16 protein-coding genes are annotated in these 14,527 nt (G+C 48.3%); 4 read left to right on the top strand and 12 right to left on the bottom strand.

The window, feature by feature from the left end; translation table 11 throughout:
• Both ACFS7Z_RS02955 and ACFS7Z_RS02950 read left to right on the top strand, forming a co-directional pair.
• A partial coding sequence (locus ACFS7Z_RS02955; protein ID WP_377480624.1) for a hypothetical protein occupies positions 1-344 on the top strand: 344 nt, incomplete at its 5' end.
• 186 nt (positions 345-530) lie between these two features.
• Positions 531-758 (top strand): hypothetical protein, encoded by a 228-nt coding sequence (locus ACFS7Z_RS02950; protein ID WP_377480622.1) that lies wholly within the window; start codon positions 531-533, stop codon positions 756-758.
• Between the two features lie 121 nt (positions 759-879).
• Here the strand turns inward: ACFS7Z_RS02950 and ACFS7Z_RS02945 are convergent, their stop codons facing one another.
• Together ACFS7Z_RS02945 and ACFS7Z_RS02940 are read right to left on the bottom strand one after the other, a co-directional pair.
• A complete protein-coding gene (locus ACFS7Z_RS02945) occupies positions 880-1,275 on the bottom strand; it encodes a response regulator (RefSeq protein ID WP_377480619.1) in 396 nt (131 codons plus the stop codon).
• A gap of 11 nt (positions 1,276-1,286) precedes the next feature.
• Complete coding sequence (locus ACFS7Z_RS02940) at positions 1,287-2,360, bottom strand: sensor histidine kinase (protein WP_377480615.1); 1,074 nt, start codon at positions 2,358-2,360, stop codon at positions 1,287-1,289.
• A gap of 121 nt (positions 2,361-2,481) precedes the next feature.
• On the opposite strand from ACFS7Z_RS02940, the gene ACFS7Z_RS02935 reads away from it, so the two are divergent.
• Together ACFS7Z_RS02935 and ACFS7Z_RS02930 are read left to right on the top strand one after the other, a co-directional pair.
• A complete protein-coding gene (locus ACFS7Z_RS02935) occupies positions 2,482-2,859 on the top strand; it encodes a transposase (protein WP_377480612.1) in 378 nt (125 codons plus the stop codon).
• Positions 2,856-3,764, top strand: coding sequence for an IS3 family transposase (locus ACFS7Z_RS02930; RefSeq protein ID WP_377480657.1), 909 nt, complete (start codon positions 2,856-2,858; stop codon positions 3,762-3,764). Before ACFS7Z_RS02935 ends, ACFS7Z_RS02930 begins: the two co-directional genes overlap by 4 nt.
• A 318-nt stretch (positions 3,765-4,082) precedes the next feature.
• Here ACFS7Z_RS02930 and ACFS7Z_RS02925 read toward each other — a convergent pair whose 3' ends face one another.
• The 10 genes from ACFS7Z_RS02925 to ACFS7Z_RS02880 all read right to left on the bottom strand — a co-directional run bounded on the left by ACFS7Z_RS02925 (position 4,083) and on the right by ACFS7Z_RS02880 (position 14,525).
• On the bottom strand, positions 4,083-4,865 hold the full coding sequence (locus ACFS7Z_RS02925; protein WP_377480609.1) for a LuxR C-terminal-related transcriptional regulator: 783 nt from the start codon (positions 4,863-4,865) through the stop codon (positions 4,083-4,085).
• A 422-nt stretch (positions 4,866-5,287) separates the two neighbouring features.
• Positions 5,288-5,848: a transposase gene (locus ACFS7Z_RS02920; RefSeq protein WP_377480655.1), complete on the bottom strand. Its 561-nt coding sequence runs from the start codon at positions 5,846-5,848 to the stop codon at positions 5,288-5,290.
• Complete coding sequence (locus tag ACFS7Z_RS02915; RefSeq protein ID WP_377480607.1) at positions 5,814-6,824, bottom strand: transposase; 1,011 nt, start codon at positions 6,822-6,824, stop codon at positions 5,814-5,816. Before ACFS7Z_RS02915 ends, ACFS7Z_RS02920 begins: the two co-directional genes overlap by 35 nt.
• A gap of 495 nt (positions 6,825-7,319) precedes the next feature.
• Positions 7,320-7,661 carry a helix-turn-helix domain-containing protein gene (locus ACFS7Z_RS02910; protein WP_377480604.1) on the bottom strand — a complete coding sequence of 114 codons (342 nt, stop codon included), beginning with the start codon at positions 7,659-7,661 and terminating at the stop codon, positions 7,320-7,322.
• Between the two features lie 259 nt (positions 7,662-7,920).
• A complete protein-coding gene (locus ACFS7Z_RS02905) occupies positions 7,921-9,039 on the bottom strand; it encodes a site-specific integrase (RefSeq protein ID WP_377480601.1) in 1,119 nt (372 codons plus the stop codon).
• Entirely contained in the window at positions 9,036-9,626 is a 591-nt protein-coding gene (locus ACFS7Z_RS02900; RefSeq protein WP_377480598.1) for a helix-turn-helix domain-containing protein, read from the bottom strand. Before ACFS7Z_RS02900 ends, ACFS7Z_RS02905 begins: the two co-directional genes overlap by 4 nt.
• Positions 9,627-9,867: 241 nt before the next feature.
• On the bottom strand, positions 9,868-11,247 hold the full coding sequence (mnmE, locus tag ACFS7Z_RS02895; RefSeq protein WP_377480595.1) for a tRNA uridine-5-carboxymethylaminomethyl(34) synthesis GTPase MnmE: 1,380 nt from the start codon (positions 11,245-11,247) through the stop codon (positions 9,868-9,870).
• A gap of 244 nt (positions 11,248-11,491) precedes the next feature.
• Positions 11,492-12,091: a thioredoxin family protein gene (locus tag ACFS7Z_RS02890; RefSeq protein WP_377480592.1), complete on the bottom strand. Its 600-nt coding sequence runs from the start codon at positions 12,089-12,091 to the stop codon at positions 11,492-11,494.
• A 170-nt stretch (positions 12,092-12,261) separates the two neighbouring features.
• Complete coding sequence (locus ACFS7Z_RS02885; RefSeq protein ID WP_377480589.1) at positions 12,262-13,134, bottom strand: metal ABC transporter permease; 873 nt, start codon at positions 13,132-13,134, stop codon at positions 12,262-12,264.
• Positions 13,135-13,241: 107 nt separating this feature from the next.
• Positions 13,242-14,525 carry a metal ABC transporter permease gene (locus ACFS7Z_RS02880; protein ID WP_377480587.1) on the bottom strand — a complete coding sequence of 428 codons (1,284 nt, stop codon included), beginning with the start codon at positions 14,523-14,525 and terminating at the stop codon, positions 13,242-13,244.
• Positions 14,526-14,527 lie beyond the last annotated feature (2 nt).

Below are 14,527 nucleotides of genomic sequence, written 5' to 3'. Positions count from 1 at the left end.
ACAAGGAAGCCACCAAAAACATCAAGAAATATTATGAGACCAAAGGCATCCTCAAGAAGCCCCTCGTCAAATCGCATACCACCTCGGATCCTATCTCCCTGTTTTGGAACATGACATCGTACCAGGATAAAGTGCCTCCAGGCAAAAGCTCATTATTTGAGGCAATTCCAGTACAACGCTATGGACATTGTACTTTTACAGAGGCAGAAGCGATAGCAATCTTTACACAGTTATTACAGAAGGTTGATGCCCAGAAACAACACCCCTTAGCCAAAGTGAAAGGTTCAGGAGGCAAGATTATCCGCTCCGTCAGGGTAGAACAGAAGTTTGCCTCAGCACGCTAAATACAACAAACAAAACGGTTGTTGGTGATTTTCCAACAACGGTTTTGAAATAAGGCGGCTCAGTTAGTTCAATAGCCTTTTCTGCTCATGTGGGGACACTGCTTTATGATGTTTAGCTCTAGCTACTGAACACAAACATGCTATAGCTATTTCACATGCTGTCCCACTGTCCCATAAGAGGGGTAAATGATGAGAGATAAGTGTGGCAGTAGTCGTTTAGAACAGGTTCTGAGCAAGCCAATAACGGGCGTTATGTTCAACTGGAACGTCTGTAACGGCCGCTTGCATGCGAAGCCTGAAGCGATAGCGAAGGATGGGCATGAAATTGTGTTCACCAACGCCATCGAGGACTTTCACCGCCAGGTCAGGAAGGTGAGCAAGACGGAGGGGGCGGCTCGGACATGGCCCTGCTGAAACTGATGTATCTCTCGCGGCATATCACTAACCCGAAGGAACAAGACGAGAAAATTGCAGGTGTTAAAATTATAATGACTATATCTCTTATTTGCCACAGAACCTGAACTAACTGGTGTTCTCAGCGGCTTCCCCTCATATTTTTCTGAACTTTATGTATGATATGCCTATCTAGGGGTTTGTGAATTAGTTCTGTCACCAGTGGGTGCTCCTTTGCCCGCGCTATGTCTGAAGGGTCCAGCGATGAGGTTAACAGGTAAATGAGGCATTTTGCTTGTAGTTGTTCTTCATATGGTTCAAGAGCCCGCAAAAGGTCCCATCCTGAAATTTTAGGCATATTCAAATCCAGGAAAATAACTTGGGGGACCTGGCCGGAAGATATTTGTTGTTGGAGAAACTCCAGGGCTTCCTCAGGATCATCAAAGGCAATCACTTTGTCGGAAAGGCCCTCAAGTTGGAAAAGCTTTTTGTATAAAAACAAAGTAATTGACTCATCATCAATTAGTAAAAAATCCACAACTAGCTAAGTTAATGTAGTGAAATCTTAAAAACTGTCCCTTCATTGGGCCTGCTGCTTACCTCAATTTGGCCTCCGATGCTCTCCACATGAGCCTTGACCAAATACAAGCCCAGGCCACGGCCGGAAAGTTGTGGATGGAACCGCTTGTATAGCTTGAACATATCCGCGCCTGCCTTGTCAAGATCAACTCCTGAGCCATTATCAGCAAATGAAATCTCCTTATATTGACCGTCCTTTACTGCTACAGTCAGATCGACCTGCAACGGCCGCTGTTCCGATCGGAACTTTATCGCATTGGACAGTAGGTTAGAGAATATGCTGTAAAGATAGGCCCTGTTCCCCAATACCTGAATACCCTCAGGGATGGCCACCCGTGGAGTTCCTCCGCATTCATTAAGAGCTTCTTGAAAGTTTTGAACGACTTGCTGAACGACTTGGGCTAGCGGAACGGATTCAATTTGCACAAGGCCTTCCTTGTCGCGTATTGACAAAATTGTATTTATATCACGAACAACCTGATCAAGCTGCCTAAGGCTGGTTCCCAAGTATGTCAGCGTGGATTCGAAGTCAGAAGAGCCTGGGTCTAAAATTTCCAGCACTTCTACTAAGCCTAAGGCATTGGTCAAGGGGCTACGCAGGTTGTGAGAGACCACATACGTGAACTGCTGTAAATCTTTGTTTTTCTCCAATATTTCCTGCTGCGCCTGCATTTTCTCTGTAATGTCCCTTGCAATCATATGCACCCCTACCACTTTTTCATTCTCCATCACCGGTATTTTTACTACATCCCAGTGTCGGGGAGCAGAGTTCCCCTGAGGGGTATAAAGATCAAACCTAACTGTTTTGCCTGTGAATGCTTCTATGAGTTTTTCTTTATAAAGGAGCTGAACATCCTCAGACAGAAACTCATTGTAGTTGCGGTTAATTACATTTTCCTTTGGTTCCTGGACCAGCATGAGAAAGGCAGGGTTAGCATCCAGTATAATGGACTCTTCGTTCTGATACAGAATCAGCTCAGGGGTAGTTTCGAATAAAGAACGAAACCGAATGTCTCTTGCAGGGCTTGGGAAATCATTTTCCATAGACATCCTTGTTATTAATGAAACATTATTGAAAACGCTAACTTGGCAGCAGAAGTTAAAACTTTTCTAAATATAGGTCTTCTCCTGAAATAGGTTGACAGTTTTTAAACAAACTATCCCTATGGAAGACCACATTAAAGAACTACTTAACCGCTATCAGTATAGCGAGGAAGTCAAGGAGGCCGCTGCCTTTCGCGTGCTTTTTGGAGGCGAAGATGCCAGGCAAGTGATGCAGGAGCTTGGCGTACACAGCGTCAAAACAATTCATCACTGGGTTACGGACTACCAGCGTAAGATTGAGCAAGGACTTATATCTTTACCACCCATGAATGAGAAGCAAAAGCAAAACCTGGAAGCCCTGAAGCAGCGAAACAAGCAGCTGGAGAAAGCCCTGGAAGAGGCTAACCTCATGATTTTGGCCCTGCATACGATGATAGAAGTGGCTGAAAAGGACCTGAAGATTCCGATTCGAAAAAAGCCTGGTACCAAACGGTCCTGACCCTGCAGCATAAGGGAGCAGCAAAGGTTAGTGTCGGTAGCCTTTGCCGATTGTTTGGTAAAAGCCGTCAAGCGTTTCACCAGCGGAGAATATTCCTGGACCAGCGTACTGCCCAGTCCATGCTGGCATTGGATCTGGTGACTGCCATCAGAAGGGAAATTCCCGGGCTGGGGACAAAGAAGCTGTATCTTCTGCTGCGGGAGCCCCTGCAGAAAAGCGGCATTGCGATGGGCAGAGACCGGCTGCATGAGTTGCTCCGGGCACACCGTCTGCTCATCCGACATGGAAGGTCTGTGCCAAAAACCACACACTCTAACCATCTTCTGAGGAAGTACCCTAACTTGATAAAGCAGCTCCCTGTCCTGGAGACCGAGCAGGTCTGGGTATGCGACATGACCTACATCTATGTGGGCTTTGACTTCAACTACCTGTCTCTGATTACCGATGCCTATTCCAAGAAGATTGTGGGCTACTGCCTGCATCAGTTCCTGAGCACGGAAGGCTGCCTGAGAGCTTTAGAAATGGCGCTTGCCACACGTAGTAAACAGGAGTGCAAGCTTATTCACCATTCTGACCGGGGCGTGCAGTACTGCAGCTTCGAGTATGTAAAGCAGCTAAAAGCAGCAGGCATTGCTATCAGCATGACAGACAGCGGCGAGGCGTACGAGAATCAAATAGCCGAAAGGGTGAACGGGATACTGAAGCATGAGTTTAGGCTGAACCAGGTGTTTAAGTCCCATATGGAGGCCCTGCTGGCTGTTGAAAAAGGTATAAGCAACTACAATACCCTTCGCCCTCACATGAGCTGTAGCTATCTGACTCCCTCACAGGCTCACCAGGTGGAAGAGCCTTTAGTGAAGCAGTGGAAGAGTAAGGCATCAGTCAGAGAAGCTGATGGCACATAAGCTAAAAAGCTGTGGATTTATGGATAACTCCTGCAGAGTTACCCACAAGTCAACAGCTGTAGTAGTAGTAGTAGTAGTAAAATGAAAAAGAAGGAGCGCTAGCGTCAAGCTAATTCCGTACTCAACTAGACAATCGAAGAGTAAATGAATACAATTTGACAAGCTATAGCCGGTATTGCTTTATTGATTTTATCATTCATTCAAAATCGTCAACTTTTTCCAGGACGAGACCAACGGTCAACACTTTTCAGGACGGGTCATAACTGCTGATCCCAAAAAACGTGGGAATTTCGAGATTTTTAAACAACGATTAGAACGCTATACCACTCCTGATTTGACAGCAAAGGAAATTAGTGCCGGAGTGCTTCTGCAACCGGTTTTGTGCAGCATGTTCTTGCGGTGCGTCTGCACTGTATTTTTGCTTATAAAGAGCTTATCGCCTATTTCCTCGCTGTTGTAGCCCTGGACGAGTAAAAGTAGTACATCTCTTTCCCTTGCGGAAAGTAGAGAGTGAGCGGGAAACTGGACTTTCTCAACTGTAATGTCGATGTAGGAAGGCTCCCCATTAAGCCCAATGAATGATAGCAAGGGAGCTCCTTCCTGCTTGAGATGAGAAATATCTGTGTGTATGCCAAGGGTGCGCAAAATATGCCCCTGCTCATTAAACTCTACTGTTACCACCTGCTGCAGAATCCGGATATAATCACCGTTCTTTTTCCTGATGCGGTAGTCATAACGGACTTTACAGTTCGGTATCTGCTCTAAAGTCAACCCGGAGAAGAACTCCACCGCTTTTTTCTCAAAAGACAGAAACCAGAGCTGATCTTCGGGATGTATGATGCTCAGTAGAAAAGCAACGTCTACTTCATCAGGCGCATACCCGAGCACGGAGGCCACTTCTGCACTCATCAGCTCGAAGGCAGAGGCTCTGACATTGAAAATATAATAGAAGTATTCCCCTACCTGAAAGAAGGAAAGGAGCCTTTTATGAAGCTCAAGCTCAAACCTGGCGTCCGCTGCAGTAATGGCTCTTTCATTCCCATTCCTCTCTGAGATTACTTTCCATATTCTTTGCGCCTGTTCATGTATAACTGGCTTCATTGGCTTTTAGCTTTTATGTGCAAGCCACATTTCTTTAGTGGGTTGCATGCTGCAGGTGCATCCAATAATAGTGGCGGTTAGAAAGTTGACAAAAAGCATATACGTTCATTCTGTAAATGAGGCGCCTCTTGAGAGGCTAATCTTCCAGCTCTTGCCCAGAAGAAGCCACTAAATAAACCTGTTCTTAGCTATTGGTAGGAATGAAAGACCTTGCTGCTATCCTGTTATCAGAAAACGTGGGTGGCTGTTGCACAACTCATCTTTTAGCATACTTCCAAGCAGCCTCTATTGGGAATAAGATTACTAGAAGCTATCTCATAAATACCTCAAACACATAAGAAGCAATTTTTGGAAGCATTCAAACAAGCTAATTTGGCTCATTTTGCAGCCTCCTTGCTTGTCATGATAGTTGTACTTTTTATTTATGAGATAGCTTCTAATGCTTCTCTCTTGGATTGTGTACAAGCGACAGGGGTAAGCCAACAGTTGAAGATATGAGCATGTGGCTGTTCCGCTTCCATTGCTTTTGCCATACTCAAAGACTTTTTCGGCTTGTTCCTCATGTACTTTCTTATGTTGAAGGCAACGGCAGCCAGGAGCATGACTTTATGAGCACCCGATTTCCCCAGCACATTAATGTTGCGCAGGCCATAGTGGTGTACCAGGCTCCCGAAGACCGGCTCCACCGTGCTCTGGCGAAGCTTTTTCATTCGTTTGCCCCGCCTGCTGTGCTGCCGGGCGTAAGCTCTCAGGTACTGCTCGTCGTACGCTGTGCGGGTAATCTTCCTGCACCGGGCCTTGGGGGCACACGTAGGTTTAGAGGAGCACTGCCTGCAGTCACTGGGCGCCGTCCAGTAGTTTCTCTGCAGCCTGCCGTCCGCAGTGCGGTCAAAGCCCTTGAAGGGGAGCGGCTTGCCCATGGGGCAGATGTAGCAGTCGTTCTCTTTGTCATAGGGGAAGCCCGCTATCTCGGGCTTGTACATCCCGAACACGGGAATCCAGCCTGTGATGCCCTGCTGCTCGGAGCATGAAATAGTTGGAGCCGTTGGAGTAGCCGGTATCAGCCAGCAACTCCTGCATGAGCAGTCCATTCTCCCTCAGCCTTCCTTGTACCTGCGTCACGAGGGACGGCAGGTGCTGGCTGTCCCTGCCGTCGGCAAAGTCTGCCCGGACATGGGAGATAAAACCTTTGGCCGTATCGACCACCATGCTGCAATGGTAGTTGAGTTTCCGGGCCTTTCCCGGTTTCACTGATATGCGGGCATCGGGATCATGCGGGGAGTAGTGCGTTTTGTTACTGACCAGCTGTGCCTTCTCATGGGTTGAGCCTAATGAGGTGAATGTGCCCCTGAGATTCTCGTGGTGCTTCTCCAGCTTCCTGAGCTGATGGGCGGGAGCTGTGATAGGCTGTGCTGGTTTGCTGTTTTTCTGAAGCATCCGCTGTTTGTCTGCCTCCTGCTGTTGTACTGACTCCAGTGGCTGCTTTAGCAGCAGGCTGTCCATGGAGGCATTGGCCTTCACAGGCGCTGAGTCTACGGCCTGTGTGTCACCCCTGACCATGCCCTTCTCCACGCAAAGGCTGAAGACCCTGTCAAAGAGCGACTCGAACAGGGCCTCGGGGTAAAGCTGGCGGGTGCGGGATACGGTGGAGTGCCAGGGCAGGGGCTCGTCAAGCTGATAATCCAGAAAATACAAAAGGTCCAGGCGGAGGCTGCAGTGCTCGATGAGCTTTCTGTCCGAGGTGATGTTCTCCAGGTAGCCCACCAGGCAGAGCTTGAAGAACACCACCGGGTCAACGCTCTGCTGACCACACTTACCGTAGTAACCCCGCGTCAGTTCGGTAAGGAAGCTCAGGTCCAACTGCTGCTTGAGCCGGCGGTAAAAGTTGTGCTCCGGCACGTGCGCCGAGAGCGAGAAGAGCAGCTCCTTCTCATCTTTGAAAGTTTTCTTGCCCTGCATAGCTACAAGCAATAGGTCATTATCCTTGAACGGCTATCTGCAGCCGGTTGTGCAACAGCCACGTGGGAATGATGGGATCGTGGAACCTGCAGCGGTATCTGCCCCTGCAGCCTATATGTCGTCTCATTTTGCCATCTCACAAATCAAACTAAAATTTGTTTTAAGAGATGAGTAGCTGAGACCGTTAATGATATCATGAACAGTGTGTTCATAAGCTAAGTGATAGGTTCACCTAAAGGCAAAGAATAGGGGAGGGCACCAAAAAGAATAAGGCTAACAACAGAAGCTTTACCTCCTCTAAAAAAGTAATTATTAGCCGAATCGAGAGGTATTAAATTGACAGGTGGCGGTTTTAGTGTCCGAATAGTGTCCGAAGCAAATGAAAAAAGGCCTTCAGCGTTAACTGAAGGCCTTTTGTGTAGCCCGTAGGGGAATCGAACTATAGTGCTTTAAAACAGAACCTTTTATTTAAAGCCTACAGGCTTTGGTAAATCATCAGTACCGTCTATACTTCTTATCTTTGTTTATATGTTCCTGTGCTTCCAAGCGCAGTTCATCTGAAGTTCTCTTTCTGCCCCCCTTGATCCACTCCTCCAGCTCAGATTTGTAAAAGTAAAGCCGCTTGCCCCTTTTGTTTACCGGCAACTCCTGGTTGCAGACTTTGGTGTACATTGTGGCAACTGACACGTTGAGAAATGCCGCGGCCTGTGCCGTATCAAAAATTTCGTCTGTCTTCTGCTGCTCCTGCCGCTCCAGCAGGAGTCGCTCGATCTGGTTTAGTTTTTCATGCAGCAGGCTCACGGCCTGCGGCAACTGTTCGAATGTGTACGTTTCCATAACTGATTTTAATTAAGAGTTAAAACTGCATTGGTAATATTCTTTTAGCGATAGCTTCAGGCTTTCTCACCCTTTACCAGCTGATACTGGGGTTTTTCCTGATACCAGGATTGTGAATGAAAAAGCTCAACGTTGAGAGCATTGATGGCGTTGAAGTAGCTTGGTGGCAGGATTTTTAGATACAGCCGATCAACGTGCCTATAACATGCTGCCACCCATTTTTGCGATAGAATATAAAACCTATCCACATCACCTTTCTTCAAAAATCCAGCTTAATTTTGTCAGCAGCTTCCCGTTTTACTTTGTCTATGACTTTAGCATAAATCTGTGTCGTCTTCAGTTCCCGGTGGCCCAGGAGCTTTGATACCGTGTAAATGTCTGTCCCCAGGGACAGCTGCAGGGTGGCATAGGTGTGGCGGAAGCAGTGGAAGGTAATATACTTGGTAATTCCCGCTTCTTTCACCCATTCCCTTAGGAGGGTGTTGTTGTAAGCGGAGTATTCAAGTCCCTTGAATATTCTTTCTGTTGGCGCTCCCTTCTCGCCTAAAAGGCGTACGGCCTGCTCCGGGATGGGCAGCACTTCCATGCCTTTTGTCTTCTGCTGCCTGAATTGCAGGTAGTGCCCTTCGGCCTTACTTTCCTGGAGCTCCCCCCAGATTAAATTCCGGATGTCGGAGAAACGCAGCCCGGTTAGGGCCGAGAAGACTGCTGCCTGCTTCAAAATAGGAAGGGTACATTCGGTGTCGCTAAGCGCCTGCAGCTCCTCCAGCGTCAGGTATTCCCGCTTTGTCTCAGCGGCCCTGATGGAGGAAATCTTAAAGTTTAGGTCTGTCTTGAGCAGGTCATCTTTGTAGGCCTGGCGCAGGGTTGCCTTGAACTTATTGAAATAGGAGAGGGCCGTGTTCCGGGACAGGGTTCTTTTCCGGCTGCGCTGGCTTTTAGCGGTAAGCAGGTATCGTTTATAATCATCGCAGGCAGCCACATTCAGTTCAGAGAGCTTGACCCCCTCATTAAAAAACTGCTCCACATAATAAATGGAGCTTTGCCAGTTGCCGCTGTTCGATCCCGTTCGCTTGTCAGCCTGTTCCCGGTAGTAATCCAGCAGCCGGCGGTTCCGCTGCTCGGCCGACAGGAAGCCGTACTGCCTATGCTGCACTTCAAGCTGCCGCTGGGCGCGCACATTCTCTGCCAGGAGCAGCGTTTCCTTGTTGTGCTGCTTGTCAAATGGGGCCTTTGGGTTCTCGTACACGTAAAGGCTCAGAAATTCCCTGCGAGTCAGCTTGCCTGTGTCCGGGTGCGGGATGGGAGGATAGAAGTCCAGGTAGAGCGTCTGGCGCCCCTGGGAGATGGGCTTGCGGCGTAGCTTAACTTTTGTCATAGCTCTCTTGTTTTTGTTTCCTTATCTGATTGGGGTCCAAGCAAGCTCCTTATTTGAGCCTTGGGCACATAGGCATAAATCCCCTGCTTGTACCTGGGGATACTGTTGCGTTTGATCAGTTCATGCAGGGCCTTCTCGGAAATGCGGTACAGGGCCTGTACTTCCGATAAGCTGTAGCACTCGTCCGGATTGAAGGTGTACTGAGCTTGCTCTTCGGCTGGACGCTGGAGCGGGGTGAGTTGGAAGAGGCGGTCAATATCTGCGCGTTTTATAAGGATGCTTCTCCCAAATTTCGCAGCTGGAAGCTTGCCTCTCTTGATGAGGCGCCACAATGTCCACCTGCTGATGCCCAGGAGCTGACAGGTGTCCGCGACGCTCAGGAAAGCTTTTGCCTTCAGGTCCTCCATCGGCTTTTCTTTGATAGCCTTTGTCTGCCGGTTGCTGGTTTCCACCTTGGCTGCCTTCTGCCTTGCCTTATAGGCCCGCTTGGCGCAGGCATCCCCGCAGTACTGCGTGACCGTGGTCCTGGCGGTGAATTCTTTGCCGCAGTGCTGGCATATCCGCTGAATGGTGATGTTGGAACTCATAAAGCCTGCTGTTTCTCCTTGTTGCTTTTAGTAGCAAATTGTTGCGCAATGTTGCATTATTTCCCCTTATACATGTTTTGAGGTACAAAATTCCTGTACCCGATACAAGCGAGGTACAGATGTAGTTGAAATATACGAAGATGGCAGGAATTCGGATAAGTCTTTTAAGTATAAAAAAAGACCGTATACGAGCCGTATACGGTCTTTTTAAGGTAGTGGTGATTTGGTATTTTTCGAGGTCTTATTTGCCGATGCAAAATTTCGTGAAAATATTATCTAGTAGATCGTCTGTTGTAATCTCTCCTGTTATTTCTCCTAAAGAATAGAGAGCCCGGCGAATATCGGCGGCTACGAGATCGTTGCTGACCCCGAGGGCAATACCGTTGAGCACATCGTCGAGGGCCGCGTAAGTTTTGTTCAGGCTGTCGACGTGGCGGAGGTTGGTGACGATGGTCTGGTTTTTGGTGTTGAGCTTGCCCAGGTTTACTTTCTCAACCAGCGCCTGCTTCAGTTCGTCCAGGTTCGCACCTTCTGCGGCGGAAATGGTTACCAGCCCTTCTATACTTTCGAAAGCAGCTACTTTTTCGGCAGTGGCAAGGTCTATTTTGTTGGCCACAGCCACCAAAGGCAATCTCTTTGGGTTGAGCCTGTCCAACTCTGTCTGCACTTCTTTTGCTGTTACTTCTGTGATATCAAACAGGTAAATAATCAGCGACGACTGGCTAAGCTTCTGCATGGTACGCTCCACACCCATGGCTTCTACCTTATCGGTTGTTTCGCGGAGGCCGGCGGTGTCGATGAAACGGAAGGTGATGCCTTCGATGTTGATTTCGTCTTCAATAAAGTCGCGGGTGGTGCCGGGTACATCCGACACGATGGCTTTTTCCTCGTTCAGCAGCTTGTTCAGGAGGGTGGATTTACCGGCATTGGGATTCCCCACTATCACCGTCGGTACACCGTTCTTGATGACATTGCCCAGTTCAAAAGATTTGAGCAACTCCCGAATGATGCGCTGTATATTTCCAATCAGGTCGCGCAACTGGTCACGGTCTGCAAACTCCACGTCTTCTTCTCCAAAGTCTAGTTCCAGTTCAATCATGGAGGCAAAATGTACCAGTTCCCCGCGCAGTCTCTTGATTTCCTGCGAAAAGCCGCCGCGCATCTGCTTCATGGCCACTTCATGGGAGAGGGCAGAGTCGGACGCAATCAAATCAGCTACAGCTTCGGCCTGAGCAAGGTCAAACTGGCCGTTCAGGAAAGCACGTTTGGTAAATTCCCCGGCACTGGCCAGGCGGGCACCCTGTTTCAGGAGCAGCTGTATAATCTGCTGCACAATAAAGTCGGAGCCGTGGCAGGAAATCTCCACCACGTTTTCTTTTGTATAGGAATGAGGGGCCACAAACAGCGACACTAGCACTTCGTCCAGCACCTTTTCCTCACTGCGGATAGTGCCGAAGTGGATCGTGTGGCTGGTCTGTTTGCTAAGGTCTTTTCCTTTGAAGACATGATTTGTTATTGTTATGGCCTCAGGGCCCGAAAGCCTTATTACAGCAATCGCGCCCACACCCGGTGCAGTAGCCACGGCCACAATTGTATCGTTTGAAAAATGATGATGTGTCAATTCAGTAAATCCCTCTTGAGTTAAGAAGCAAATTTACAATTTAAATAAGGGATATGATAGGGGAGAATATTATCTCTCCCCAACCCTCTTCTAAAAACAGGAGAGGGAGTCCCTGCTAGTATATTAGCTAGGAATGTGTTCTGTAGATGCTGATTGAAGAAGCGTGAATGTTTAAAAAAACCTTCACAAGAAAAAAACACCCTCTCCTGTTTTTAGAAGAGGGCCGGGAAGAGGTAAAAAGACTTTACTTCGCCTTTTTCTCGTACTCCTGCCAGTTCATCTTTTTATGATGATCTTCTCCAAAGTATCGGAGGATAGGCGCCATAGTTTTAGCATCAAGGTAACCTGGTACGGGTGTGAGCATGTTCATCTGCTCGTCCAAGTATACAGTCGTAGGAAAGCTCATCTGGCCGTTCAGAAGTGCTACGGCCAGTTCGTGAGACTTGTATTCTGGGTTAAACTTAAATGTCTGGCCCTTTAGGGTAATGGGTGCCTTGCCTTCAGCATCAAGCTTTACAGCGTAATAATGTTTGTTGATGATGGCGGCCACTTCCGGATCAGTGAAGGTGTTTTTATCCATTTTTTTACACCAGCCACACCAGTCTGTGTACACGTCGACCATGATTTTACGTGGCTCCTGTTTCATCTTTTCTGCCGCCTGCTCCATTGTGAGCCATTGAATTTTCTCTGCGGCGGAGTTGGGTTCAACAGCGGATGTGAAAGCGAATGGGATAACTACAGGATTATCAGCACTTGCTGTCTTTGCTTCAGGCTGCGTGTTCGGCTGACAAGCCGAGAATAAAAAAGTGGCAAACAGGGGGAGTAGCAGCGTCTTTTTATACATAGGTACAGGCAAAATTTTTATCTTCTTTTTAAATCAGTGAGGAGGCTAAAAAACCATCAGCCAAACTAGAGATACTATTTTAATTATGTCTTTTGTTTTCCAGTAACTCCTTTGGCTCTTATCATAAACCATGCCTGAAGCGACCTAAAAAATGACAGCTTCAAAATCTATTAAACTGGCTGTAATTGCTTTCGTCTAATTAGTATGCCCCTTGCAGGTGAGAACAAAAAAGCCAGCACAAATTCAAAACCTATAAATGTAGCTATCGCTCCAGCTATAGAGCCATCCATCCATACTGCCAGGTAATAGCCTGCAAAAGAGGCCAAGATACCTGCCAACACCGAGAGCACCAGCATTGTCTTGAAGTTATCGGTTAAAAGATACGCTGTAGCAGGAGGGCCTACAAGTAATGCCACCACTAAAATAGCGCCCACTGATTCGAAAGATGCAACCGTTGTTAGTGACACGGCCGTCATAAGGGCGTAGTACCAGGCAGAGGTAGAAATGCCAATGGCTGCAGCGTAGCCAGGGTCGAAAGCAGTCAGGAACAGTTCTTTGTAACCCAGCACGATGAACAACAGGATTAGGGTTGCAACTATACTCAATGTCCAGACTGTGCGGGGGCCAAGGCTGAGACCACTCTCTGTTATCCAGAGGTCGAGGGGTACATAAGCTATTTCTCCGTAAAGCACACAATCCTGATCCAGGTCTACCTGTCCTGCAAAAACGGAGAGTAGTATAATGCCGATTGCAAAAAGCCACGTAAATGTAACTCCGATGGAGGCATCTGCCTGTACCCGGGCGTAGCGGTGAAAGAACTCAATCAGGAGCGTGGTGAGTACACCCAACAGGCCTGCACCGATCAACATCGGTATCGTGTCCCTGGAGCCTGTCAGCAGAAAAGCAATGACAATTCCTGGCAGGACAGCATGGGAGATAGCATCGCCGACCATGGCCATGCGGCGCAGTATGAGGTAGCAACCCAGCAGACTGCAGCAGGTGGCTACTAAAGAACCTGTTAAAATAATCCAGAACGCGTTCATAGTTTAAAATGCATTTATTTCCTTTGCAGCGGAGGGGTGTAGTTCTTATTCTTTTAAGTTTTTCGTAATTTTAATTCCCTCATCTTTATCAGACAGAAACACTTTCATTAAGGTATCCGGGCACTATGCGGGTCGAGCACCGGGAAGCTGAGTTCTTCCATTAGTTTTTGCTCCAGTTCCGGGGTGATGATGTGCTCTATTGTTTCTGCGTCTTCATGAACGTGGTCTGTGGCCAGGTGCAGGTACTGTGTAAGATAGAGTTCCCAAAGGCGGTGCAGCCGTACGACACGTTGCCCGCGTCGCTGGCCCTGGGTAGTGAGTTGCCAGCCTGCAGCTGATTTTGTCACATAACCCTGGTTCCTGAGCTTGTGCAGTCCTGCTTTGGCTTGTTTTTCTGGAATGGCACGATGCTCCAGAAGCTCCTGCAGTGTGTGCGCAACCGCATAAGCCTGTTTTTTTTCTCCTAGGTGATAGAGCAGCTTCAGCAGGTTCTCTTCCAGCACCAGCGCACGGTTGCGGCGCTGCCGGATTATACGTGCAACCCATCCTTTGCCTGGTGCCAGCGCAAAAGAAAGAATGGCTATCATGGAGATGATGAGCACAATCCATGGGCCCGTTGGCATAGCTGGTGCGGTATAAGAGACAAAGGCACCAGCAACACCAGAAAAAGCACCCATCAGGGCAGCAAGCAGAAGCATCACTGGAAGCCTGTCTGTCCAGAAGCGCGCGGCGGCAGCGGGCGTTATTAGCATGGCAGCCATCAAGACCACACCCACTGCCTGTATTCCCACTACCACAGCAAATACTGTGAGGGTGGTGAGGAGCAGTTCGAGTGCCCGCACCGGAAAGCCTATTGTTCTGGCAAAAGCCTGGTCGAAACAAAGGAGCGTGAGTTCTTTGTAAAAAAGAATGGTAGAGATAAGAAGCACCACCGCCACAACACTGAAAGCAATGAGGTCTTCTCCCACCAGTGAAGCTGCTTTTCCGAACAGGAACTTATCCAGACCACTTTGTGCTGCATTACCAGAGTGTTGTATGGCCGTGAGCAGTAGTATGCCAATGCCAAAAAACACTGACAGTACCAGCCCAATGGCCGTGTCTTCTTTTATGCGGGAGCGGGAGGTAATAAAATCGATGCAGATAAGGGAGAGCCATCCGGTGATGAAGGCGCCTATAAGTAGGACAAATGGGTTCTTGGTGCCTGAAAGCATAAAAGCAAGGCATACACCCGGCAGCACGGCATGCGCCACTGCGTCGCCCACCAGCGCTCTTTTCCGGAGGTAAGTAAAGCAGCCCACCACAGCGGAACTGGAAGCCAGCAGCACAGAACCAATCGTAACATACCGCACGTTTGCATCGGCAAAAGAAAAGAACTCGAAAAATGCTTCCATAG

The sequence above is a fragment of the Pontibacter toksunensis genome (assembly GCF_042686245.1).
In the GTDB taxonomy this organism is placed as follows: Bacteria; Bacteroidota; Bacteroidia; order Cytophagales; family Hymenobacteraceae; genus Pontibacter; species Pontibacter toksunensis.
Note: the sequence above shows the minus strand (reverse complement) of the source record. Positions and strands in the feature narration are given on the sequence as shown.